Raw genomic sequence first — 24,030 nt, forward strand, 5'->3', positions numbered from 1 at the left:
AAATTCACGATAGAGCCTACTTGTGTTTTCCCCTCGCAGTCATAAGATAGAAGAATGAAAGCCACCTTAGTGATAAAATATTCCCTCACAAATTGCATGAGTAAGTGCAATGTAGCTTTGCTGTTGTTTTTATTCTTGTCCGTATCGTTTATCAATGTTGCCGTACCCGGTGATGTCTCCTCTCAGGATATAGTCATATACGTTGATGATTTTAATTGTGTCGCTGACAGCACCCCTAAATATGACTTAGGTGATGATAGTGTTGACATCAGTTATCACGTTACTGAGAAATGTGGTGCCGCACTTAATACTATTGCGGTTCAAGCTAGGACTACATACTCCTTAAACTATAGCTATTTACGGCCTCTTACCCGCGCTCCACCCAAAGTATTTATTTAAATAAATTTAATTCTACAGAGTAATTTGTAGTCATATTAATCAATATTTTGGTGAATAAAAATGAATAACTTTAAAATAATTCCTACTGTGGATAACAGTGTTCCTGGTGTCAATATGCCAGTCGAAGCGCAGGCTTGTCTGGATATACATAGCTCAGCTGAGTCTGTGGTTAACGACATAAATTGTATTCTTTCGCAAATGATTGCCCCAGATACCAGCATTGATGAAGCGTTGACAGTCATGAAACACAGTAATAAAAAGTCTACGTTATACGTTGGGACAGAGACTAAATTATTGGGCGTTATCAGTAGCTTTACTTTGGTTAGCCGTGTTGTATTAATGATTGCCAATCGAAAACGTGTGGCAAGGTCTGAACTAACGGTCGCAGATGTGATGAGTCTGGTCGTCAAGATGCCTGCTTTACGAAAAAATAATGTTCACAGAGCGTGTATCGGTGATATCAAGAAAACTATGGAGTCACTAGGTGAAGCACATATTCAAGTTGTGGATGAAACCAACAAGATTTGCGGGGTAATATCATCAACAGATGTTAGTCGAGTATTGCATGAGCCAGTTTATATTAATGCTACTGCACATTCGTTTAAGGATTGTTTTAATGTGATGCATGAGCACGAGGAACTCATTTAGCTCCTAAATATCCAGAGCCCAGGTTAAATAGATTAAAGCTCGTTTTTAAAGGGGAGGGTAGTAGTTGTAACCCTCCCAATATTCATATCAGGGACATTGCAGATAACTAATTGCAAGTCTGGCCTGCCATTTAAGTTGAATATATTTACCTGCTGAATTTGCAAGGCTGTGAACAGCTGTTAATATTGCACACTATTTTAAATAGCAATTAACAGGGATGTTACATGCAACAGTTATTACTCTTAGGACTGGCTAGTTTATTTTTTTCTTGTTCTGGCACTACACCAACAAGTTCGCAAACCGCTGCCCAAGAGGGCGGTTCACAACATGCATTTGAAAACCCTGATGTGATTTTTGAAAATATTCCTCAAGATGAAGACTCACTTATCACGTTTAAAGCTTTCGACGCCTATGAAAACAAGTATAAAAACCTATCAGGATTTAAGAGTTTTGCGCAATCAGAAAGCGGAGCTTGGGCGTATGTGATCAATCGTGATTCACAAGAGGAGGCTGATTTACATGTGCTTGAATCTTGTAAAAAGTATAATGTCAGGTTTAACGATACTTATCCATGCAGCCTGATTAATATATCAAATAAGTGGCTCGATTCTCCCAATAGAGCTAAAGAAATATTAGGTTCGTTACCTAAATTTACACCTGAAACGCCCATAGACCTGAGGAAATTACGCAGTAATGCCCTCGAAGACTTGCAAACCAAAGACTACGCAATGGCATTATCTAAACGCATTTGGTTTCATCAACATGCTCTTGAAGTAGATGAACATTATAGTGCTGTTAGGCTGTCATATGGGATAATGGACTGGGCTGAACTTGGTGAAATATACCCACCCGCCAAAACACTGCTCAGATATGTTGCAAGTTATACAAAACATTCTCTAATGAATGACCCCAAAGATGCATATTCTTTGATTCATGAATATGTATCTCTGAATAGGGTTTTAGAACGAACCGACCAATCTATGAGCTTTTTCAAATGGCTAGATAAACACCACCCTGACGTAGCCATTAAGAACTTCCATATTTTTCAAGACGTATTAATAAAACACGAACAATATTCACTCTACAACAAATACCTCAGTCCAAATGTCGATTTTAGTCAGATGGTTTCCAACTACGTTTGGGCAATAGATGCCAGTGAAAAAGTGGTGTACGGCGATAAGAAAACAAGTCAAGAAATGTTAGCGTCGGCTACCAAAACGTTTATTTATAATGTATCTAGGCTAGTCGCTATGCTTGTCATAAATGAGCGCTCAGAGGAAACAAAAAGCATAGCTGCAAAAGCTAAGTTAGAGCTTGATTCTGATGAATTCATGACCTCATTAAACAATGCCCTAGATGGGGAGCTTCCCCTAGCGCGATAGTGATACCTTAAATAAATTAAGACCTATTCAATTTTATGGCGAAATACACAAAAGTATTTCGCCATTCTGTCCATCCACTGCTTTTGTAACAAACTGAATTAAGTGACCGTTGTTTTACTTGGTCGGCACTAGTTGCAAGGTACTAATAGTGTTGGCTGTGACATCGGCTTCACTAAAATTCTGTTTTATGTACTGACCGTTGATATATGATTCAGCTTGATCTTGATAATGTTGATCAAACCACACCCCACTTTGCCCAACAGGATTGATACCAAGTGACTGGCTAGGGTCGGCAAAGTCGATGAGTCGGCGAGTTGAGGGGCCGTATGCTACTGACCAAGGCGCTGGACCGATTTTATGTGACAGGTTGTTTGGCGTCTCGTGGCCACCAGGTACAGCAAACTGACCCACGTTGAATAATATATCCAGCGGTTTTTGCTGGCCTAGTGGGTGTTCATGGGTGAGAGTATGGGCTGCGCCCCATTGCCAGTTGGCCGTGTTGTTGCCCAACGTGCTACGCAGATGTTTTAAGCTTTCTCGCCACGCGACAGTCACTGTTGTTGCGCGACCTTCGATGACTGACGTTTTTCTATTATCCCACCACGGCGAGTCGGGATCCTCAGCTAAACGTGGTAAGGCAAAATCGATTACTCGAGTACGAATTAATGTTGCGAAGAAACTGTCACCCATTTCGTCACTCATTTCGTCATTCATTTCGTCATTCATTGCCTCAAATGCAAGTTGGTAAACTAACTGGTTAAAAATCGTTGCGGCGATTTCATCAATTTTATGATCCCCATCCCAGTTACTGAGCATGTTCACGAGCTCTTTTTCATCGGCGCTGGCCGCAGCTTTAATGATGGGTAACAACGGTTTCAGCAAGCGCTGCGCATAGCCACTGCCAGTGTCCAGTTGCAGTGCTTGACTATTTTGCACATTCCACTGCACGCTATTGTCGCTTAAACGTTGCTCTAGTCGAATCCCACGGGCGGGTAAATTGTAGTAACCTGGCACCTCAATACCACTATCAGGAACGGGCTGATAATTAGCTGAAATAATATACCCTCGTTCTGGGTTTTCTTGTTGGGGATTATCATTAAAAGGTATAAAACCCAGTTTATCAGCTTCAGCACTACTGCCGTCGAGGATAAATGTAGGATTAACGCCACTAGGGCGCAGAGGCAGTTGAGCCGCTGCCCACCAACCAATATCACCACTAGCATTCGCCCAGATTATGTTGAGTCCAGGCGCATGGATTTTTTCACTGGCTGCACGGGCTTTTGCCAAGGTATCAGCACGGTTGAGTTGATAAAAGGCATCAAGAATTGGGTTCTCTGTTTCAAGAAATGCCCACCACATGGCGATAGGTGTTTTGCCTGAATGCTCACCAAGAGCATCGTTGATGATGGGGCCGTGAGGCGAACGACGCAGGGTTAATGTGACTGGGTCTTCACCTTTAACTTCAATTTGCTCCGTGCGACTTTGCAGTTCTACCCATTGGCCCTGATACCAAACTTGATTAATGTTATCAGGATTAAGCTTCTCGGCAATAAGGTCTATGTCATCGTTTTGGAACATAGTAATGCTCCAACCAAAGTCCATATTGTGTCCAAGACTAGCGACTGGGTTGAGTGCTTGATGATGACCATACAGCTCAAACCCTGGGTAAGACAAATGTGCTTCGTACCAGACTGAAGGAACGGCAAAGCCAATGTGTGGGTCACCTGCTAGAAGTGGTTTACCACTGGATGTGCGACTCCCAGATACAGCCCAAGCGTTGCTGCCCTCAAATAGTGCTAAACCGCTATCTGAAATCGCTTGTTGGCTGATATGAGCTAGGCGATTAAGGCCATGCCAATCTTTGGCGGTAAGGCTCTGTGACACCACACCTTCGGGGTGCCAAGCCAGATCAAACACCTCAAGATAGTCAGCACCCAATTGGTCACGTATATAAGTTAGCACCGGCTCAGTGCGAAAAGCGGCGGCAAAACTGTAAGCCATATAACCGGCGACGCTGAGTGTATCCGCTGCGGTGAAAGAGCGTTTTGTAATGCCAAGAATATCGAACTCTATAGGGGCTGGGTGAGTGTTCTGATATTGGTTGATACCATCTAAATAAGCGGCCAAGGCCTTATTTGCAGGAGTGTTAGTGTCCATCTTCGCTGCATAGGCATCTGCATGAGCGCGAATGCCGAGAGTACGAAACAAACGGTCGCTGTCGAGCAGTTTTGGTCCGAGTATGGCCGCTAGCTCACCTCGCGCTAAGCGGCGCACCATCTCCATCTGAAACAAGCGATCTTGGGCATGCACATAACCAAGCGTGCGATACATGTCGGCTTCGTTTTTCGCCTTAATATGCGGCACACCGCGTTCATCATAATGCACGCTGACCGGCGTTTGTAAGTTGGCTAGGCTAACTTCACCACTGCGTATCGGTTGTTTGTTATGGATATACCAGGCACCTAAGGCGCCAGCGACGGCAAAAATAACAGTGAGGATTTTTAGGATGAGTTTCATTACACGGATCTGCTTATTATGTTCATTGCTAACAAACATAACATTTTATATGTTATTTGTTCACAACTATCAAAGTGCAGATAATATGCATGTAGTCAATTTTATCTGGTCAGATATAGAGAACTATTTCACCCTAGAGTTAAGCCATAAACTAAAGTAATTAATCATACGAATACTTCTACAATAAAGTGCTATGGTTAAAGTAGGGATGTCATATTTGGATAAAATTACGATAGAAAAGGAGAATAAATGAAAACCTGGATGTTGATTATTTACTTACTAACTTCTTGCTCATTCGTAAGCTTTGCTCAAGAGCCAAAACCTTTTTTATTAACTCATATTGTGTACCCTGATATTGATGATTATTCCGAACTTTTCGTAGAAATTTATACTGAATTAGGCTTTAAGGTGGAGCTGATCCCTACACCTTCTATACGGGGATTGATTTTACTCAACAACGATGTTGTAGACGCTGACGTATTACGACTTAGTCCAATAGCAAAAAAATATCCCAATGTGATAGTGGTGCAACCTGAATTACAAAGCGCTAGCCTATCCTTAATATGTTCTAAGGGAGTGCCTTGTAACCGAAGTATATTAACAAATGCAAAAATATCTATATTAGCAAATAACAGGATGCTTGCGCTTATTGAGTATGGAGAATTTAAATCTGTTCATGTAGAGAATGAATTGTTCTCCAGCGTTCTCGACATGCTTAAGGCAAACCGATATAACTACGCAATATATGTAATAGATGACGTGATAGAAAAACATTTTGACCAAGACTTACAAATAGTAGAACTCAAAAAGATCTCAATTAATCACGTTATTCATAAAAAACATATTGGTTTACTACCGCAAATTCAAGAAAAAATACGCTCTAAACTCCCAGATTTAACTCATAGGCGTTTAGAAAATAGCCATCCTAAAGAGTAGAAATCACACTAAGCTGATTTTAATTAGCTGCTTATTTTTTCGCTCAAGTGATAGCAAAGTATTAAAGAAAAGTCTTGGGGTCAGAACAAATTTAAATAAGCCATCTACGATATCCGCTATTTATGGCTAACCCTTATTCCTTGTATCCTTTGTTTGGTTCTTCCAGTCTGAAAAACGACATAAAGTTAATCCCACGTTTGCGCGCCTTTAGAGTCTGTACCAATCACTAGTTCTAAAAGTGATTTTCAACTATGATTGCTCAATTTTGTCAGTATTGAGTTGGATATATGGGCCTATGATTTTGAGAATATTTGCAGTCGTCATTATTTTGTTATTTTCTCAAATTACGTTTGCGACCAAAGTGATTTTGATTATTCCGGACGAAAAAGGACCTGCGTTTTGGAACATAGTGCATCAAGTCAGTGCCGCTTCAGCTAAGAGTTTGGATGTGCACCTTGAGGTGATTTATGGTGGATCCAATCGCTTTTCAACGTTGGACATAATTGAAGGTATCGTTGCCCGACCAATAAAGCCTGATTACCTTATATTTCGACCATTTTATGGTAATGCTGCGAGTGTTTTGGACCTGATTGAAGCTAAAGGTATCTTGTTTGTAACATTGGAACAGGCTTTTTCTGGAGAAGAAGCGATGGAACTGCAACGACCCGGACAAAAGTATAAACACTGGATTGGAGAAGTTGCTTACGATAACGCTAACGGGGGGTTGCTGCTGTTAAATGCTTTACTCAAAGAACATCGAATTCGTCACCCAGCCGTTGAGCCTGCGATAATAGGGATGGGAGGTGACTTTGACAACTTATCTATCTCCAGACAACAAGTTCTCACTGATTTAGCTGGTACTAGTGAGGTTCGTCTAAACCAAATTTTCCCTACCTACTGGGATCCTAAAAATATTGCTACTAATTTTGCAATGATGCTTGAGCGTTATCCACATACTAATATTTTCTGGTGCGCGGGTGATCAGTTGGCATTAGAAACTTTGGCTCAACATCAACTTTTGTCCAACAAGCCAATTGTTGCGGGTGGGTTTGATTGGTTGCCCGAAGCTCTATTAAAAATCCAAAAAGGAGAACTCACTGCTTCGGCAGGCGGGCACTTTTTGATGGGGGCTATCGCCATTACAAAGATTTTTGATTATCAAAACGGCATAGACAGATTTTCAGCTAGCCCTAGCTTGTATGATTTTGAGGTTATCACGAAAGAAAATGTGGATAGTTACCAAGATTTCATGCAACAAAGAAAGTGGCAGGAAGTAAACTTTAATCAATTTTCAGCTTACAAAATGGGGGATGAACCCAAAGCTTTATCTATGCAAAATATTATTAAATCAATAAGAGAATAGTGGCTTGTATAGCCTTTGATAAGTTTACCAAGCGTTATATTTTTTCAATGTTTTCAGAGACGGTTTACTATTTAATACTCTAAGAGAATTAATGCATCCACTTGCTGTTGTGTGATTTTTTGGTGGAATAGACATCGGCTAAAGTTTATGCGACACAAGTCCGACTCAATCTAAACTAGTTGGGATAATTATTACTCACTTTCAAGCCAATTTCTGCCATTTTATGTTGATCAACATGGCGATTGAAACGGGCTATTAATAACCTGAGTTTAGGTTGAATATAGGTTTGGCAAAACGGCCGGTTATGGTCTGAATAAAAATAATCTGTTAGTTCAACCTTATTCGGTTTAAAGCTTTTGAAAGCATAGACTTGGGTAATTACCGCTTTATCAAAATCTGCTCTCAATACATTTAAAATGTGTAACGCTTGCTTAAATTGAATATCGTCAAAGGTATATATGGCTGAACGGTACTTTCCGCGCATAGAATGGTCAGATGTACTGGCATGGGTATGCAAATGGATTTCGATTAAGTCTGATAACGATATGACTGCTGGGTCAAAATACACTTCAATCGCTTCAGACAAGCTAGAGTGCTTGCCGTTTGATGCTATCCATCCTTGATTCACATTAGTTATACCAATAAGTGATGTAAATACGCCTTCGGTGCACCAGTGACAACCACCACCCAAACCAACTTTACTAGGGGCAGTTGTCATGTCAGGAAGCTTTCATTGCAAGTTTGTTAATAATCACAGATATTCAAACTCTCTATGCTGAAGGTAATTTCCAGTCAGGTCTGATGAAGTGACAAGTGTAGCCATTAGGACGTGTTTCTAAATAGTCTTGATGTTCAACTTCAGCTTCCCAAAAATCACTGACTGGTTCTACTTCAGTCACAACTTTCCCTGGCCACAAACCACAGGCATTTACATCAACAATAGTTCTTGATGCTTCTGCTTTTTGCTCATCAGACACATAATAAATAGCTGAACGATAAGACGCACCGGTATCATTACCTTGTCTGTTTTGTGTACTAGGATCATGAATTTGAAAGAAAAATTCTAAAAGTTGTCGATAAGTGATAATTTCATTATCAAATAATATCTCAATACCCTCTGCGTGGTTACCATGATTGCGGTAGGTAGCATTTGGCACTTCACCACCCGTGTAACCGACCCGAGTGGATGTAACCCCAGGCATTTTACGAATAAGATCCTGCATACCCCAAAAACAACCACCAGCTAATACTGCGCGTTCATTTGCCATGACTAAATCTCCTCTACTTGATCTAAATAAGCTTCATACCCTTTGTTTGCCATTTCATCCCGAGGGATAAAACGCAGTGAAGCAGAATTAATACAATAACGCAGACCGCCTTGGTCTTTAGGCCCATCAGGAAATACATGGCCTAGGTGACTGTCACCATGAGAAGAACGCACCTCAGTGCGAGTCATGCCAAGGGTGTTATCAGTAATTTCATTGACATTAACTGGGTCTATGGCCTTGGTAAAGCTAGGCCAGCCACATCCTGATTCATACTTGGCAGATGAGGCAAATAAAGGTTCTCCAGATACCACATCTACATAAATACCAGGTAAGGTGTTATTTAATAATTCACCGGTACCAGGGCGCTCAGTGCCATTTTCTTGAGTGACATGAAACTGTTCTGGTGTCAGGGCAGAAATTGCATCCTGTGATTTTTGATATGTACTCATAATTTCCTCTTTGTTATTAATGAGAGGTACTTGTTGGAGTGTAACAGACCTGCTCTTAGAGTATTTTATTGCGTATTGGCGATAAAGATCACTATTTGAAGTGAACGACTAGTTATCTTTTATGATTTCTCTAGCTGCGTTATGCCCTGGAGCACCTGTTACGCCACCACCAGGGTGAGTCCCAGCACCACACATATACAATCCTTTTATAGGAGAGCGATAGTTGCCATGGCCTAATAATGGTCTGGTGCTAAACATCTGATCCAAACTCATGTTACCGTGCATGATGTCACCTTTAGTCAGCCCAAATATACGTTCGAGATCTAGTGGGCTGAGTACTTGGCGACCTAACACCGATTGCTTAAAACCTGGTGCAACCTTTTCGATCTGTTCAATAATTAAATCTGCTGCTGTCTCACGGTGCAGATCCCAATCGATATCTGGGTCGAACTGTTGGCAAAATAAACTGGCCACATGTTGTCCTTCAGGCGCTAAGGTATCGTCAAGTGTTGAAGGAATAAGCATCTCCACAATGGGAGCTTTAGACCAGCCATGTTGTTTTGAATCACGGTAGGCTTGATCAATATAATCACATGTTGCACCTACAATGATCCCACCTGTTAGGTGTTCGGCACTGGCGCGTTCTTGCTGCGTCAAGCAGGTAAATTTGGGAAGTTCACTTAACGCCACGTTCATACGAAAAGTGCCTGAGCCGTTTTTGTAATGTTTCATGCGCCGTGCAAAATCATCTGGAAGATGTTTTGGATCAACCAGTTGGTTATACAACAGGCTTGGGTTGAGATTTGAGACGATGACTTTAGCTTCTAAGGTTTCGCCGTTTTCTAGTAATACAGCGTATGCCTTGCCATCTTTCACCAACACTTTTTTTACTGCTGCATCGGTTTCGATTTCAACACCTTTGTCCATAGCTGACTTTGCCATAGCTTGAGTAATGGCACCCATACCTCCAATTGCGTGACCCCAAACCCCTTTTTCGCCGTTGACTTCACCAAAAGCATGATGCATGAGAACATAAGCGGAACCGGGAGTTTGAGTATCGGCATAATTTCCCACAATACCATCAAAAGCAAATGCACCTTTGACGTACTCGTTTTCAAAATATAAGTCTAAAAAATCCGAGACACTTTTTGTGAAGATATCTAACACAATACGTTCGTCTTCGATGGGTAATTTTCGCAAGCGATTACCAAACTTTGCTGCTTTAAAAATGTCTCTGATCCCACCGCCAACATTGGGTGGTGTTTCCAGTAAAAAGTCGCGAATAATATCGGCGACCATGCTTGTGTCTCTAAAGTAGCGATCTAGGGCATCAGCATCAGTCTTAGAAAAACGCGCTATCTCGGCCTTTAAATTATCAGAGCCTACAACAAAAGCTAGAAAGTCACCGTTATCATGCGGCCATAAATTATTAACCTTTCTATGCACAATCTTTAAGCCGTTTTGGTGTAGCTGTAGATCATTAATAACCTTAGGGTTAAGCAAACTTACCGTATAAGCAGCCACTGAATTTCTAAAGCCTGGGTGAAATTCTTCAGTAACGGCAGCTCCACCCACCACATTGCGCCGTTCTAAAACACGTACTTTTTTACCTGCTATTGCAAGATAGTTGGCACACACCAAACCGTTATGTCCACCGCCTATGATAATTGCATCTAACATCTGTATTCCCAAAAAATTATGCTGTGTGATTATTGACAGTATTGAACACTCGTTCAATACTGTCAATAATCACAGATAAAGTAGACTAACCGAAAACAATGGCGCTAAACCAATCAAATAAAATAAAACAGCTTGTCGCTGAACAGAAACAGGGATTCTCTCTTGCTCAAACGTTTTATAAAGACATTGATATCTATGCTACAGAGATAAGCAATATATTCTTGAAACATTGGTTGTTTGCTGGGCATGTGTCACAAATTCCCATTGCTGGTGATTATTTTACTTTTGAGTTTGATACTGAGTCAGTCATTGTTTTGCGAACGACTGCAGGTGAGATAAAAGCCCATATAAATGTGTGTCGTCATCGAGGCTCAAAAATTTGCCTCGAACAATCTGGCACGCAAAAATCTCTTACTTGTCCATATCATGCATGGAATTATAATTTAGATGGAGAGTTAATTTCTGCTCGTAACATGCCTAATGATTTTGAGCTCTCAGATAATGGCTTGCATAAGGTAAACGTTGAGCTTTTGGGCGGGCTTATTTTTGTATGTTTAAGTGAAAACCCACCAAGTGTTGCTTCTCTTCGCCAAGATCTTAATTCAACCTTCGAACTATTCGGCATGCATAGTATGAAACTGGCTGAAAAGAAGTCATATCGCATTCCTGCAAATTGGAAGTTAGCGGTTGAGAATTATCAAGAGTGTTATCACTGTGCACCATCTCATCAAGAATTTGCTCAAGTTCACGCTATGGCAAAGCCTCCCAAGATGTTTCAAAAAGCCAAAGAAAATTTTTCACAAGCGAATCAAGGTAACCCAAAATTTACAGAGTTTAATCGTTATTTTGATTTGGCTGAAGAAGGGCAGGAAGGTTATCAATACGACAGAAATCCTTTACTTCGTAATGCACTTAGTGGAAGTCTAGGTGGCAAGACTGTTGCACCTTTGCTCGGAACTTTGCAAGGCTATGATGGTGGGGCTTCTGAGTTGATGATTGGACCCCTGAGCTATTTTTTAATTTACGACGATCATATGATTGGTTACCGTTTTTTACCTATTTCTGCAGATGAATGTATCTGTGATGTGTTCTGGTTTGTAAATGAATCTGCAGTGCAAGGGAAAGACTATCAACTTGAGCAACTCACATGGCTTTGGGACGTGACCACCCAAGCGGATAAAACCATTATTAGGAATAATCAAAAAGGTGTGGATTCAAGGTTTTATCAATCAGGACGTTTGTCTGAAATGGAACGTTTTCAACAAAGCTTTTTAAACTGGTATCTACAAGCTTTGGTGAAGTGATTTCTATCAGATTAATATTTGTGACGAAATTACCATTTAAGTTCATAAACGAGGCATACAAAATCAAACCGCTGATATAAGTTACGATAAATTATCAAATGTTTGAGTCGCCTTGCGGCTCAGGTCTAAGACACTTTATTTAGAGCTCTATTTTTAAGCTTAAATAAAGTCCGTGATAATTGAACCCTGCTAGATTTTTAAACCCCTGCAAAAACAGGGCGCCTAACTGTCTTTCTGCAACTGTAGGCGCCACAACAATGAAATAAAACTCAACAGAACTTAACGGGTGACATCGGGTAAGTCTTCAGCGAACCAATACCGCTGTTACCACTGCTCGTCTGTCAAAGCCATCATGCTGTCTTTTCCGCTGGTGATATCAGCCAGCAACCATGTACTTTCGGTCAACAGTTTGTCGAAGTAGTATTGCGCCGAAACCAACTTGCTCTCTAGCAGCGGAGTGTTACCTTCGCCAGCATTCAGTTGCTCCTTCGCCGCAGCTGCCATCCTTGACCACATGTAGGCGATAACCGTCAGTGCCATGAGGCGCAAGAAGGGACTAGCCGCTGCTCCCGCCTGTTCGGGATCCTTCATGCCATTTGCTGCGATCCATTGGGTGGCTTTCTCCAAAGACTTAACCGCAACTTCAAGTGCGTCATGATGTGGTAGTGAGGCGTTTCCTTTGACATAGTCATTCAGTGTCGTTAGTAGATGACCAATGAGTCGACCTCGATTCAGGCCGAGCTTGCGACCGACGAGATCCATAGCCTGAATTCCGTTGGTACCCTCGTAAATTCGTGAAATACGGCTGTCGCGCAACAGCTGTTCTAATGGCCAATCGGTAGTAAAGCCCGAACCTCCAAGTACCTGAAGCCCCTGATCAGCATTATTAAAGCCTTCGTCAGTGAGAAATGATTTCACGACTGGCGTAAGGAGCTGCACCATGTCATCTGCTCCCTCACGCACCGTGGCGTCAGGGTGGGCTACAGACAAATCGAGTTGATGCCCAGTGAAAAGTGCTAGGGCGCGCATCCCCTCGTTAAGGACTTTTTGACGCATCAACATGCGACGCACATCGGGGTGAACAATAATTGGGTCTGCCGCCTCGTCAGGATTTTTGGGACCACTGAGGGAGCGACTCTGCAGTCGCTCACGGGCAAAGCTTAAGCTTTCCTGAAAGGCCATTTCTGCGATACCCAGTCCCTGCATACCGACCATTAGTCGCGCTTCATTCATCATAGTGAACATGGACCGCATACCATCATTGGGCTCCCCCACAAGCCAGCCCTTCGCATCATCAAAGTTCATGACACAGGTTGCTGAGCCTTTAATGCCCATCTTATGTTCCAGCCCGCCACAAAATGCAGGATTACGCTCTGAACCTCCGGGTAGGTATTTGGGGACTAAAAACAGTGATAAACCCTTAGTTGTGTCTGGCGCACCTGGCAGTTTTGCCAGTACTAGGTGGATAATATTCTCTGCCAAGTCGTGTTCACCACCGGAGATCCAGATTTTGGTGCCTTTAATGCTGTAGCTATTATCGGATAGTGGGGTGGCGCGGGTACGTGTTAAGCCCAGGTCTGTGCCGCATTGTGGTTCGGTCAGGCACATGGTGCCAGTCCACTGTCCGCTAATAAGTTTGGCTAAGTAAGTGGCTTTCAGTTCGTTTGAACCATGAGCATAAAGGGCGCTGATAGCACCATGGGTGAGCCCAGAATACATGCCGAGTGAGAGATTGCTGGAACAGACCATTTCGTCCACAATAAACTTTAAGGTGTGTGGCAAGCCCTGCCCACCAAATTCTGTTGGAGAATCTAGTGATGCCCATCCCGCTTCAGTAAATTGTTTATAAGCCTCTTTGAAGCCCTTTGGAGTGGTAACATTATGCGTTTGAGGGTCGTATTGACAACCCTGCTCGTCACCTACTTTGTTGACTGGTTGCAGAACTTCGGTAGCTAATTTTCCTGCTTCTTCGATGACGGCTGAAATAATATCGGGTGTGGCTTCGCTGTATTTGTCTAGCTCATGGAGCTTGTCAGCGCCTAAAACATCAAAAAGAATAAATTTGATATCGTTTACGGGTGCTTTGTATTGCATAAAAATCCTCCGTTTATGGGTTAGATTTGGTGGTCGTGTGGCATTTGATCAAGAATTATTACGTAACAAATACTCGCTTAGTTCAGAACAGCGCGAGCCTATCTAATTATTGTAGACAGAGTACCTGCGAGATTTTATTAGTAAAAAATATTTCTCACCTCGATAAAAAGTCTTATTTATCGATAGTTACAACGAACAAACTGCTGTTAACTCAGGCGCCTTTAAGCCTGTTGCACAGATAAGGTATGTGCACTATTCTTGCATCGCTATATGGATGGATAATTTGATAAATGCATTTAGTAAGACTGTTTACTCTTATTCAAATATTCATCTTCAATGATCAGCTTTGATGACGTTTAGGTCGAGTGTATATATTTTGCACGCTTTCGGTAAAAGACTTCCGATTTAAATCTATATTCCTTCGAACGGGATTCAAGCTTTTTTTATAGCTCGAGATTTAACCTGATTATGACTTGTCTATCGATTAATGACATAAAGAGTAGCCTAAGAACAACAGCGCTTGACCATTTGTTTTTATTAGCCATAAGGCTTTGATTGATAATTTTTGTGTATGTTTTTTGATTTTTTAGCTGCTGTGTAATGAGTTTTATGAGGAGAGAAAATGAAAGTTTTTATTTTATATGCACATCCGGAGCCGGACGCTTCATTTCAAGCAGAATTGCATAGAAGGGGAGTTGAAACCCTAAAATCTGAAGGGCATGAGGTAGTGGTTTCTGACCTTTATAAAATGGGTTTTAACCCGGTGGCTAGTGCGGATGATTTTTCTATTCGGCGCTTCCCTGAGCGCCTGCAGTATGATCGTGAGCAAAAGTTTGCAGTTGATAATGATGCACTGCCTGAGGACATTAAAGCTGAGCTGGAAAAGATTTTCTGGTGCGACTTTTTCATTGTACAGTTTCCTCTTTATTGGTTTTCAACACCAGCAATTTTGAAAGGATGGTTTGATCGTGTGTTCGTGAATTCTGTAGTTTATGGAGCTGGAAAACGCTATGAAACTGGAGGCCTCAAAGGCCGTAAAGCTATGGTTGTGACAAGCTGTGGGGCTTATCCTGAAATGTTTGAACCAGATGGTGTGATGGGTGATATTAACGTTGCTCTATGGCACCTTCACAACGGTACCTTATTTTATACAGGATTTGAGGTATTGCCAGCTTTTGTAGCCTATTCACCAGTGTTCCTTGGGCAAGAAGCCTGTGACAAATACCTGAATGATTACAGTACTCGATTAAAAAATATTGATACGACAATGCCGATGAAATTTCATCCTCTTACCGATTTTGGCTCAGATTTTAAACTTAAGCCAGATGTAACCCCTCTAAGTGCAGGCCACCGACGGTAATAGTTTGGAGACGTTTAATCTAGTGGAAGAGGGGTGGGTTCTGTAAGGATTTTTCCGAAACGGTACCTCAACTTTTTCATAGTTAATAATTCTGGCTGTCATAAATTTATCGCCTCGTGTGAGTCAAGGAAAAATAAAATGCATCCTTGATTTATCCGTATGTTTGGTTACTCAATTTTACCCTAGCTAGCAAGCAGGGGGTAAGTGTGAGCAAAAGATGACGCCAAAAAAGTTAACTTAATTTTCTACTCTGGTGATATGAGGTCAATCTAAAAATCGCTGTTTGACTTTTATACAGCAGTCATTCATGTTTGTTTTGACAGCATATTTATCTGGCTTAGTTGTTAATTTCAGAGAGTCTTTGATACCTCCCATTTCTAAGATTGTTGGCTTCAAACAGAAGATAAGGTTGATTACATAACGTTACATATTCATCAAGTGCTCCTATGTGTTTGGGGATATTGTTGGGATTCGAAGATGACAACTAACATGATTTATTATGCAATGTTCGCTTATAAAGCCATCATGTATTTTATACATCATCCGACTCATTACATATTTTCATTACCCAATTTACAAAACTTTCTATTTGCTACGAATGTCGTCCATCTTTACTATTGTGTATCGATAAGCGACCCCATGGCAGCTCGTAAGATACTAGCTCAACATAACTAATCGTGCCTATTTCCAAGCAGTATTCACCCATTGTTCGCACAACAATACTGCTTCATCTGCACTAAAGGTTTCGCTAGATAAACACCACTCCAGCCACAACCCATCAATGATTGCAGTAAGCCCAATAGCGGCAAGTCGTGGAGAGGGTTTGACGGGATACAATTGGTCTAACTCAAAGAAGCTTTGTTCAAGAAATACTCGAAATGCCTTATTAGACGAATCATGCGCGTCTTTGATTTTGGGAGATATGTCAATCATTCCCCAAAACACCACCCAAGCTCGGAGTATCTTTCGTTGCATCACCGAATCACTAAAGGTTTCTTCTATAAAAATAGATAAACGTTGCCTTGGAAGTATGGTGTATTGTGATTTTACAATGGCCTCATCCATCAAAGAAAACGCCAAGTCTAAATATGCAGCAGCCAAGAGGTTATTAAGTGTACCGAAGTGATAATTAATCAGCCCAACTGACATGTCTGCTATCTCGCAAATCTTTCGGACAGAACAGCCATCAACACCCTCTTCCATCAAAGAATCTAATGTAGCCTGAATAAGCTTCGATTGAGCCATACTATAGCTAGGTCTTTGAGTGCTTTTAAAATCTATGCTGGTCATCTAGTAACCATAAGATACAAACATATTAAAGTCATCTTGTATTCATTATGTAAACATAGAACGATTGTTTTAATTTTAATAAGCTCGGTAGATCTTGGTTTATTAAATGTTAAATCGGGTCATTCAGCCCTTTAGCTAACTTGTATTTGATACGTATTCATTTTTGTAACTGCAACTTATGTAACTGCAAGTGCTGCATTTTAATTTAAGGCTTCGATTCCAATCTTTTTAATGACATTTTGATACCTGTGACGATCATCAATATATTCTCGATTTAATAACACCATTCTATTTATCGCTTGTTGGAAAAAATAACCTGTACGCAAATAACGTTGTTTCAACTCCTCTAGTCCTTTAGTCCAATATGTGATGAATATGTATTGACCAGTGCTTAGCTAATGAAAGACATATAAATAATGATAAAGAGGATTGCATCAGAAAATTTAGACCATAAGTTGAAGTAAATTTTAATCATACTAAACTCTCTAAGCTTAATTGACCGCAATTGCAGTCAACCCAATAGGCTGTATCTTCATTTACCCTCTGATTAAGCTGACAAAGCCTTTGCTAAGCGGCCTTGAGTGTTTTAAAATTATAAGAATAAGTTTCTTTTAAATGTCGGTATATTCAGTGTTCTCAGCTAGTTCAATAACTTTACTTAAAAATGCTAACGTTTATGCTCCAGATTCAATTGGGCTTAAACATCTTGTGATTGGTGGTGGGGAGATCCTGTATATCGGGGATGTTCTGCCTGTTTTAGACTCACTACTCGCTGTTGACGAGCTAGACTTGCAAGGCCAAGCGCTAATTCCTGGTTTTATCGATGCCCATACTCACATTACTGGCGGCGGGGGAGAAGCTGGTTTTTCTACTCGTGTCCCCGCTGTGCCCTTAAGTCAATTTACTAAAGCGGGTGTTACAACTGCTGTTGGTCTGTTGGGTACTGATGATATCACTCGAAGCACTGAATCATTACTGGCACAAGTTTATTCATTGCGTGAAGAAGGGTTGTCAGCCTATTGTTATACTGGTGGTTACCATCTTCCGCCTACTACACTGACCGGATCTATCAGGACCGATATCGTATTCATAGAGCCAATCGTTGGTGTAGGTGAATTGGCCATTAGTGATCACCGATCGTCTCAACCCACACTCAATGAACTACTCAAAGTTGCTTCAGAAGCTCATGTCTCACGTTTGATGACCGGTAAAGCGGGAATTGTGCATTTGCATTTAGGTGATGGAGAGCGTGGGTTAGAGTTAGTGCGTGAGGCACTAGCACAGTCCGAGATACCCGCTAAGACCTTTAACCCTACACATGTAAACAGGCGCAGAGAATTATTTGAAGAAGCGTGCGAGTTAACCAAGCAGGGTTGTTGGATTGATGTCACCGCATTTGAAACTGGGGATGTTGGCTATGAGCCAGCGGATGCGCTGTTACGCTTTATCAATAGTGATTACCCACAAGACAAACTGACCATCAGTTCTGATGGCGGTGGTTGTTTGCCAAATTTTGATAAACAGGGTCACATGACAAAAATGGATTTTGCTAATTCTATCGCTATGACGAATGTTTTTTACCAATTGATTGACCAAGGAACAAAGATAGAAGATTGCTTAGCTTTTTTTACAAGCAATGTTGCAACGCTAATGAACTTTAAAACTAAAGGTCGCATAGCACTCGGTATGGATGCCGATTTAATCGTTTTAGATAAACAAAACCGCATAAGCCATGTCATGGCTAAAGGTATATGGCATATCTACAATACAAAAGTTGTTAAGAAAGGTACGTTTGAGGAATAAAGATGCCGTCTCCAGAAATTAAAGGTCAGCAACGTGGTTATGTTATACCTATCGGTGGTGCTGAAGAAAAAATAAATAATCCTGAAATTTTAAAGAAATTTGTTGAATTATGCGGCGGCAGTGAAGCTGACATTTGCATTGTACCCACCGCTTCCCAACTAGAAGATACTGGTGAAAGATATCAAAAGTTATTTGAAGAACTAGGTGCAGGTAATACTCATTGGTTGCCTATTAGCGACCGTAATGATGCCAAAAAAGAAGAGTACGTGATTCAGCTTGAAAGCTGTACTGGCATATTTATTACTGGGGGTAATCAACTTCGTTTGTCGACTATTCTTGGAGGCACACCTATAGCCAAAACTATTCGTAAGCTCAATGCTCAAGGTGTTCATGTAGCAGGCACATCTGCTGGTGCTGCAATTGTGTCGCAACATATGATCACGGGTGGTAACACCGGCATTGTGCCTACTGAAGACGGTGTTAATTTAGCACCTGGTATGGGACTGATTAATACTATAGTGGTCGACCAACATTTTAATGAACGAAACAGATTGTCACGTCTGTTAAGTGCAGTGTCTTACAATCCGTTTTTACTTGGTCTAGGACTAGACGAAGATACCGCTGCTTTTATCGACGGTGACAATGAATTTACTGTAGTGGGGAGTGGCGCAATAACGGTAATCGATCCTTCGGATATCGAACATTCATCTATGGCTGAAGCACGCAGCGGTGATGCACTTACTTTGTTAAATTTAAAAGTGCATATATTGGCTAACGGAAGTCGTTACAACATCAACGATCGTAAAGCCTTCATAGAATAACCCTCTTAAAAAATGGGCGGCAATTTTCTCGCCCATTTTATACAAGCAATTATTCATAACATATTAAAACATTGGCGCTTATGGTAGTTTTTATATAAGTTAGTTTCAGTTTGATCTATCTACACACTCTCAACGCGTCCCTAATCCAGATAAAATTTAAGAAGGAATCTTTGGCCTATGAAAATTCTCAATAAAAATGTATATGTCGGCCCCAATATATACGCTAACTTTCCTGTTATTCGTTACCAAATTGATATCGGTGAGTTAGAGCAGTGGCCTTCAGTAAAATTAGGCATAGGGTTTATTGATGGATTAGTAGAAGCTTTACCTTCGTTGCAAAGTCACGGTTGTTCATATGGTGAAGAAGGTGGTTTTCTCAAACGGTTGAGAGAAGACGAAGGTACTTGGATCGGACATATTTGGGAGCACGTAGCCCTTGAGTTACAAAACTTAGCAGGTTCACCGGTCAATTTTGGACGCACTAGAAGCTTAAAGAAAAAAGGCTGTTACAACGTTGTTTACCAATACCATCAAAGAGATGTGGGGCTAGAAGCAGGCTCATTAGGTATGCGTTTATTAACTCACCTGATGCCACTTGATGTGCAACAGATTATCAAAGCAGATATTGAAGACGATTTTGATTTTAACGAAGAATTACGCGGTTTTGTACGTATGGCTCAACGTAAAGAATTTGGGCCTAGTACAGGCTCCCTTGTGGCGGCTGCTGAACAGCGAAATATTCCTTGGTTGCGTTTAAACCAATATAGTCTTGTGCAGTTTGGTCACGGTAAATATCAACAGCGTATTCAGGCCACTATTACCAGCGAAACTAAACACATCGCTGTAGAGATTTCTTGCGATAAAGAAGACACTCACAACTTACTCAACGATTTAGGTCTGCCCGTGCCCCAACAAACGGTGGTATACGGTGAAAAACAGGCTGCGCGGGCAGCAAATAAAATGGGTTTTCCTGTGGTAGTTAAACCATTGAATGCCAACCATGGTAGAGGCGTAAGTATTAATCTCACAACAGACGAAGAAGTGATTACGGCTTTCGTTGAAGCGCAAAAACACGGTACTGGTAAAGCTGTTTTAATTGAAAGTTTCATAACAGGTTATGACCACAGAATGTTAGTGGTAAATAATGAACTTGTTGCGGTTGCTAAACGTGTACCCGGCCATGTTGTAGGTGACGGTAACAGTAATATTGAAGAATTAATCGACATCGTTAACTCAGACCCTCGCCGCGGTATAGGCCATGAAAAAGTGTTAACTCGATTGGAGCTAGATAGCCAAGCCGAACGTTTAATGGATGAGGCTAACTACAACAAACAAACCATATTAGATAAAGACCAAATTTTCTTTCTTCGCTCTACAGCAAACTTGTCAACCGGTGGTACAGCGATAGATGTCACCGATATAGTGCACCCCGATAACAGAGATATGGCAGTCCGTTCCATTAAAGCCATCGGCCTTGACATAGGTGGAGTCGATTTTCTAACAGACGACATCAGTAAGTCTTATAAAGAAATTGGTGGTGGCATTTGCGAATGTAATGCTGCGCCGGGCTTTAGAATGCATGTAGCGCCAAGCGAGGGTACACCTAGAGATGTGGCTGGTAAAGTCATCGATATGTTGTTCCCTGCGGGCACTAATGCGCGCATTCCTATCGCTGCTATTACCGGTACCAATGGTAAAACGACCACTTCACGTATGTTAGCCAGCATTATGAAAGCATCTGGATTTACCACAGGCATGACCTCTACAGACGGAGTCTACATTGACGGACATCTAACGGTTAAAGGAGACATGACGGGTCCTACGGCAGCACAAATTGTGCTGCGTGACCCTAGCGTTGATTTTGCTATTATGGAGACAGCACGTGGTGGCATTTTAAAGCGAGGTTTAGGTTATACCTCTTGTAATGTTGGGGCTTGTTTGAATGTTACTGCTGACCACTTGGGACAAAGGGGCATTGATACAGTAGAGCAACTGGCGCAAATTAAACGTGTGGTGGTTGAAGTCGCAAAAGATGTAGTGGTGCTTAATGCTGATGACCATCTATGTTTACAGATGGCAGATTTTTGTGAGGCCGAGCGTATTTGTTATGTCACGATGGACTCGGGACATGGCCTAGTGCGCGAGCATATTCGCAGCGGTGGCATGGCGGCCGTGCTTGAAAAAGGCATCAACGGCGATATGATCACCATTTATGATAAAGGCGCACACATACCGCTACTTTGGACGCATTTAATTCCTGCAACGGTCGAAGGTAAGGCTTTGCATAATGTGCAAAATGCGATGTTTGCTGCAGCGATTGCCTATAGTTTTGATACATCGTTAGAGAATATACGCCAAGGCCTGAGGATTTTTAACACATCATTCTATCAAGCACCGGGTCGACTCAATATTTACGATGAGCTGCCTTTCAAGGTAATACTCGATTACGCTCACAATCCAGCTGCTATCGCTACCATCACTGACTTAGCAAAACGTTTAGATGTGAACGGAAAACGCCGCATTGTCATGGCAATGCCAGGAGACAGGCGCAATGAAGATGTAGTGGCCGTTGCTAACATAACTGCCAAGGGTTTTGACAGCTTCATTTGTAAGGCTGACGACGACAGAAGAGGTCGCAGTCATGATGAAGTGCCACAGATGCTCAAACAAACATTACTTGATGCTGGTATCAATGAAGCTAATATTCAGGTCATTCCATCCGAAGAAAACGCAGTTGAACAAGGTCTCAAAGATTGTAAAAGTGGAGATTTGTTGATTATTCTGGGAGACAATATTACTCGTTGTTGGAAACAGATAGTGCATTTTAATAGTGACATAGCTACAGACAACCATGATGAAAAACCATCTGAAGATTTTCCTGAAAAACTATTTGAACACACAGAGCATAAGTTTGAATTAAACGAAGGTGAGTCGTTGGTGCATGACGAACGTGGTGTGCGTTTAGTGGTTGAGCATGACGAAGATTCTGATTAGGGATATTCGAATCATGCGATTGGAACTAGACGAAGCGAGGCGTTTAACAGGCCCTAATCTGTTGTGGGATCACCCCGGTGGTATCCTAGATGTGTTTATTGAAGGCATTGACAAAATTAAGGTGGTGAATGAATGGCAGAAGTGGGTTGCCACGTTGCAAACACAATTTGGTTGGCAGCAGCAAACTACTTTTCGTCTGCACAGTGAAGGGGCGAACTTAGCTCTTAGCGCCCCTATGGATGCACTTTATTGTGCCTGCGATCTTGCTGAGTTAGCCTGGCATTGTTGTGTCGCAGAACTCAAAGGAGAAGCTGTCCCGAATTGGCAGCTTCGGCTAAATGAATTACATGAAGAACTCGCGCAGGAGGTTAACCCTGCTCTAATTCTTATTATGGAAGCTGCGCAAAAAAATAAAGTGAGTTGTATAACTGATGATGACGATATCAGCCTAGGTATGGGCAAGACATCACAAACGTGGCCTATTGATGAGTTGCCCGCGCTGCAAGATATCCAGTGGCATACCTATCAAGACATCCCTCGGGCTCTTATTACTGGTACAAATGGTAAATCAACCAGTGTGCGCTTGGCGTCGCACATTGCCAAAGCGGCGGGTTTTGTGGCGGGTGTCACCTCTACCGATTTTATTCGTGTGGGTGACGATATTATAGACAATGGTGATTATTCAGGACCTGGTGGCGCAAGAATGTTGCTCAGAGACTCGCGCACAGAGATAGCATTCTTGGAAGTCGCTCGAGGTGGAATATTAAGAAGGGGCATACCTATTGATTCAGTCGATGCGGCGCTTATTACCAATGTTGCTAGTGATCATTTGGGACAATATGGTATTAACACAGTTGAAGAATTAGCAGAAACCAAATTTGTAGTCGCAAAAGGGTTGGATCAACAAGGCATTTTAGTACTCAACGCCGATAATGAGCTTGTTATAGCGCAAGGTTTAAAACTTGATAAAAGTATTTGTTGGTACAGCACAGACGAATCCAATGTTTTGATACAAAGCCAAATAAGTTGTGGTGGTGCGGCAGTGTTCATACGTAATCACCATATTATTTATGTCTCGGGATATAAAGAAGAAAACATTGCATCATTAGAGCAAGTTCCTATGACACTTAATGGTGCTGCTCAGCACAATGTACAAAACGCCTTAGGTGTTGTGGGATTATCTAAAGCCTTAAAGTTGCCTACACAGGCTATAAGAATTGGCTTGATGGACTTCGGTAGCAATGCTGAAGATAACCCAGGAAGAGGCAATATCTATGAAATTAATGGCATCAAGGTATTGGTGGACTTTGCTCACAATGAACACAGTATGCGTGCGGTGGTAAAAACCATTAATCAATTACCGGCTAAACGTAAAATAGCCATGTTCAGTCATGCTGGGGACAGAAGTGATGACGAAATTCGAAGCCTAACGGCTGCGGTCGCTGAGCTTGATGCCAGTCTTTACATCGTTACTGAATTAGAGCGTTATTTACGAGGTCGTCAGATAGGTGACGTCCCGCAAATTGTTGGTGATTACCTGTATCGTCAATCGATCTCCTCAGAAAAAATCTGCTACGCTGCCGACCCATTAAAAGGGGCAAAAATAGCAATGGATTTTGCTCAGCCTGGCGATGTGGTGCTGTTGTTTGTATTAGCAGATAGAGAACAAGTACATCAGTATTTGGTGGGGCAATAGCCTGTGGCCATTGCAAAAAACAGGTG

At 41.6% G+C, this 24,030-nt stretch carries 18 protein-coding genes; 11 read left to right on the forward strand and 7 right to left on the reverse strand.

Annotation, left to right across the window (positions count from 1 at the left end):
* Positions 1–96 precede the first annotated feature (96 nt).
* The 3 genes from QZ562_RS01955 (at position 97) to QZ562_RS01965 (ending at position 2,429) form a co-directional block, all read left to right on the forward strand.
* Entirely contained in the window at positions 97–399 is a 303-nt protein-coding gene (locus QZ562_RS01955) for a hypothetical protein (RefSeq protein ID WP_293756211.1), read from the forward strand.
* A gap of 60 nt (positions 400–459) precedes the next feature.
* Complete coding sequence (locus QZ562_RS01960; protein WP_293756213.1) at positions 460–1,047, forward strand: CBS domain-containing protein; 588 nt, start codon at positions 460–462, stop codon at positions 1,045–1,047.
* A gap of 224 nt (positions 1,048–1,271) precedes the next feature.
* Positions 1,272–2,429: a hypothetical protein gene (locus QZ562_RS01965; RefSeq protein ID WP_293756215.1), complete on the forward strand. Its 1,158-nt coding sequence runs from the start codon at positions 1,272–1,274 to the stop codon at positions 2,427–2,429.
* A 114-nt stretch (positions 2,430–2,543) separates the two neighbouring features.
* Here QZ562_RS01965 and QZ562_RS01970 read toward each other — a convergent pair whose 3' ends face one another.
* Positions 2,544–4,946, reverse strand: coding sequence for a penicillin acylase family protein (locus QZ562_RS01970; RefSeq protein WP_293756217.1), 2,403 nt, complete (start codon positions 4,944–4,946; stop codon positions 2,544–2,546).
* A gap of 249 nt (positions 4,947–5,195) precedes the next feature.
* Here QZ562_RS01970 and QZ562_RS01975 point away from each other — a divergent pair, with 249 nt between their 5' ends.
* The gene (locus tag QZ562_RS01975) at positions 5,196–5,882 is read left to right on the forward strand and encodes a hypothetical protein (protein ID WP_293756219.1); all 687 of its coding nucleotides are present in this window, start codon (positions 5,196–5,198) and stop codon (positions 5,880–5,882) included.
* 295 nt (positions 5,883–6,177) lie between these two features.
* Positions 6,178–7,245, forward strand: a complete 1,068-nt coding sequence (locus QZ562_RS01980) for an ABC transporter substrate-binding protein (protein WP_293756221.1) — start codon at positions 6,178–6,180, stop codon at positions 7,243–7,245.
* A 175-nt stretch (positions 7,246–7,420) separates the two neighbouring features.
* On the opposite strand, the gene QZ562_RS01985 is transcribed toward QZ562_RS01980, so the two are convergent.
* The 4 genes from QZ562_RS01985 to QZ562_RS02000 all read right to left on the reverse strand — a co-directional run bounded on the left by QZ562_RS01985 (position 7,421) and on the right by QZ562_RS02000 (position 10,642).
* Positions 7,421–7,963, reverse strand: a complete 543-nt coding sequence (locus tag QZ562_RS01985; protein ID WP_293756223.1) for a peptide-methionine (S)-S-oxide reductase — start codon at positions 7,961–7,963, stop codon at positions 7,421–7,423.
* 52 nt (positions 7,964–8,015) lie between these two features.
* The gene (gene msrA, locus QZ562_RS01990) at positions 8,016–8,513 is read right to left on the reverse strand and encodes a peptide-methionine (S)-S-oxide reductase MsrA (protein ID WP_293756225.1); all 498 of its coding nucleotides are present in this window, start codon (positions 8,511–8,513) and stop codon (positions 8,016–8,018) included.
* Positions 8,514–8,515: 2 nt separating this feature from the next.
* Positions 8,516–8,962, reverse strand: coding sequence for a peptide-methionine (R)-S-oxide reductase MsrB (msrB, locus tag QZ562_RS01995; protein ID WP_293756227.1), 447 nt, complete (start codon positions 8,960–8,962; stop codon positions 8,516–8,518).
* Positions 8,963–9,070: 108 nt separating this feature from the next.
* Positions 9,071–10,642 (reverse strand): NAD(P)/FAD-dependent oxidoreductase, encoded by a 1,572-nt coding sequence (locus tag QZ562_RS02000; protein WP_293756229.1) that lies wholly within the window; start codon positions 10,640–10,642, stop codon positions 9,071–9,073.
* 98 nt (positions 10,643–10,740) lie between these two features.
* On the opposite strand from QZ562_RS02000, the gene QZ562_RS02005 reads away from it, so the two are divergent.
* The gene (locus QZ562_RS02005; RefSeq protein ID WP_293756231.1) at positions 10,741–11,946 is read left to right on the forward strand and encodes an aromatic ring-hydroxylating dioxygenase subunit alpha; all 1,206 of its coding nucleotides are present in this window, start codon (positions 10,741–10,743) and stop codon (positions 11,944–11,946) included.
* Positions 11,947–12,270: 324 nt separating this feature from the next.
* Here the strand turns inward: QZ562_RS02005 and QZ562_RS02010 are convergent, their stop codons facing one another.
* Entirely contained in the window at positions 12,271–14,040 is a 1,770-nt protein-coding gene (locus tag QZ562_RS02010) for an acyl-CoA dehydrogenase C-terminal domain-containing protein (RefSeq protein WP_293756233.1), read from the reverse strand.
* 622 nt (positions 14,041–14,662) lie between these two features.
* Between QZ562_RS02010 and QZ562_RS02015 the strand changes: the two genes are divergently transcribed.
* The gene (locus QZ562_RS02015) at positions 14,663–15,400 is read left to right on the forward strand and encodes an NAD(P)H-dependent oxidoreductase (RefSeq protein ID WP_293756235.1); all 738 of its coding nucleotides are present in this window, start codon (positions 14,663–14,665) and stop codon (positions 15,398–15,400) included.
* 681 nt (positions 15,401–16,081) lie between these two features.
* Here QZ562_RS02015 and QZ562_RS02020 read toward each other — a convergent pair.
* On the reverse strand, positions 16,082–16,690 hold the full coding sequence (locus QZ562_RS02020) for a TetR family transcriptional regulator C-terminal domain-containing protein (protein WP_293756238.1): 609 nt from the start codon (positions 16,688–16,690) through the stop codon (positions 16,082–16,084).
* A 615-nt stretch (positions 16,691–17,305) separates the two neighbouring features.
* Here QZ562_RS02020 and iadA point away from each other — a divergent pair.
* The 4 genes from iadA to QZ562_RS02040 all read left to right on the forward strand — a co-directional run bounded on the left by iadA (position 17,306) and on the right by QZ562_RS02040 (position 24,004).
* Entirely contained in the window at positions 17,306–18,493 is a 1,188-nt protein-coding gene (gene iadA, locus QZ562_RS02025) for a beta-aspartyl-peptidase (RefSeq protein WP_293756241.1), read from the forward strand.
* 2 nt (positions 18,494–18,495) lie between these two features.
* Positions 18,496–19,314, forward strand: coding sequence for a cyanophycinase (locus QZ562_RS02030; RefSeq protein ID WP_293756244.1), 819 nt, complete (start codon positions 18,496–18,498; stop codon positions 19,312–19,314).
* A gap of 177 nt (positions 19,315–19,491) precedes the next feature.
* Entirely contained in the window at positions 19,492–22,308 is a 2,817-nt protein-coding gene (gene cphA / locus QZ562_RS02035) for a cyanophycin synthetase (RefSeq protein WP_293756247.1), read from the forward strand.
* A 13-nt stretch (positions 22,309–22,321) separates the two neighbouring features.
* Entirely contained in the window at positions 22,322–24,004 is a 1,683-nt protein-coding gene (locus tag QZ562_RS02040) for a Mur ligase family protein (RefSeq protein WP_293756249.1), read from the forward strand.
* The last annotated feature ends 26 nt before the right edge of the window (positions 24,005–24,030 follow it).

Source organism: uncultured Paraglaciecola sp. (genome assembly GCF_913058035.1).
Taxonomy (GTDB): domain Bacteria; phylum Pseudomonadota; class Gammaproteobacteria; order Enterobacterales; family Alteromonadaceae; genus Paraglaciecola.

Excerpts from the sequence above, each read along its gene's own strand:
- QZ562_RS02005 (WP_293756231.1), top strand. The coding sequence starts at position 10,741 with ATGGCGCTAAACCAATCAAATAAAATAAAACAGCTTGTCGCTGAACAG.
- cphA (WP_293756247.1), top strand. The coding sequence starts at position 19,492 with ATGAAAATTCTCAATAAAAATGTATATGTCGGCCCCAATATATACGCT.
- QZ562_RS01980 (WP_293756221.1), top strand. The coding sequence starts at position 6,178 with ATGATTTTGAGAATATTTGCAGTCGTCATTATTTTGTTATTTTCTCAA.
- QZ562_RS01960 (WP_293756213.1), top strand. The coding sequence starts at position 460 with ATGAATAACTTTAAAATAATTCCTACTGTGGATAACAGTGTTCCTGGT.
- iadA (WP_293756241.1), top strand. The coding sequence starts at position 17,306 with ATGTCGGTATATTCAGTGTTCTCAGCTAGTTCAATAACTTTACTTAAA.
- msrA (WP_293756225.1), bottom strand. The coding sequence starts at position 8,513 with ATGGCAAATGAACGCGCAGTATTAGCTGGTGGTTGTTTTTGGGGTATG.
- QZ562_RS02020 (WP_293756238.1), bottom strand. The coding sequence starts at position 16,690 with ATGACCAGCATAGATTTTAAAAGCACTCAAAGACCTAGCTATAGTATG.
- msrB (WP_293756227.1), bottom strand. The coding sequence starts at position 8,962 with ATGAGTACATATCAAAAATCACAGGATGCAATTTCTGCCCTGACACCA.
- QZ562_RS01985 (WP_293756223.1), bottom strand. The coding sequence starts at position 7,963 with ATGACAACTGCCCCTAGTAAAGTTGGTTTGGGTGGTGGTTGTCACTGG.
- QZ562_RS01965 (WP_293756215.1), top strand. The coding sequence starts at position 1,272 with ATGCAACAGTTATTACTCTTAGGACTGGCTAGTTTATTTTTTTCTTGT.
- QZ562_RS01955 (WP_293756211.1), top strand. The coding sequence starts at position 97 with ATGAGTAAGTGCAATGTAGCTTTGCTGTTGTTTTTATTCTTGTCCGTA.
- QZ562_RS02010 (WP_293756233.1), bottom strand. The coding sequence starts at position 14,040 with ATGCAATACAAAGCACCCGTAAACGATATCAAATTTATTCTTTTTGAT.
- QZ562_RS02030 (WP_293756244.1), top strand. The coding sequence starts at position 18,496 with ATGCCGTCTCCAGAAATTAAAGGTCAGCAACGTGGTTATGTTATACCT.
- QZ562_RS01975 (WP_293756219.1), top strand. The coding sequence starts at position 5,196 with ATGAAAACCTGGATGTTGATTATTTACTTACTAACTTCTTGCTCATTC.
- QZ562_RS01970 (WP_293756217.1), bottom strand. The coding sequence starts at position 4,946 with ATGAAACTCATCCTAAAAATCCTCACTGTTATTTTTGCCGTCGCTGGC.
- QZ562_RS02000 (WP_293756229.1), bottom strand. The coding sequence starts at position 10,642 with ATGTTAGATGCAATTATCATAGGCGGTGGACATAACGGTTTGGTGTGT.
- QZ562_RS02015 (WP_293756235.1), top strand. The coding sequence starts at position 14,663 with ATGAAAGTTTTTATTTTATATGCACATCCGGAGCCGGACGCTTCATTT.
- QZ562_RS02040 (WP_293756249.1), top strand. The coding sequence starts at position 22,322 with ATGCGATTGGAACTAGACGAAGCGAGGCGTTTAACAGGCCCTAATCTG.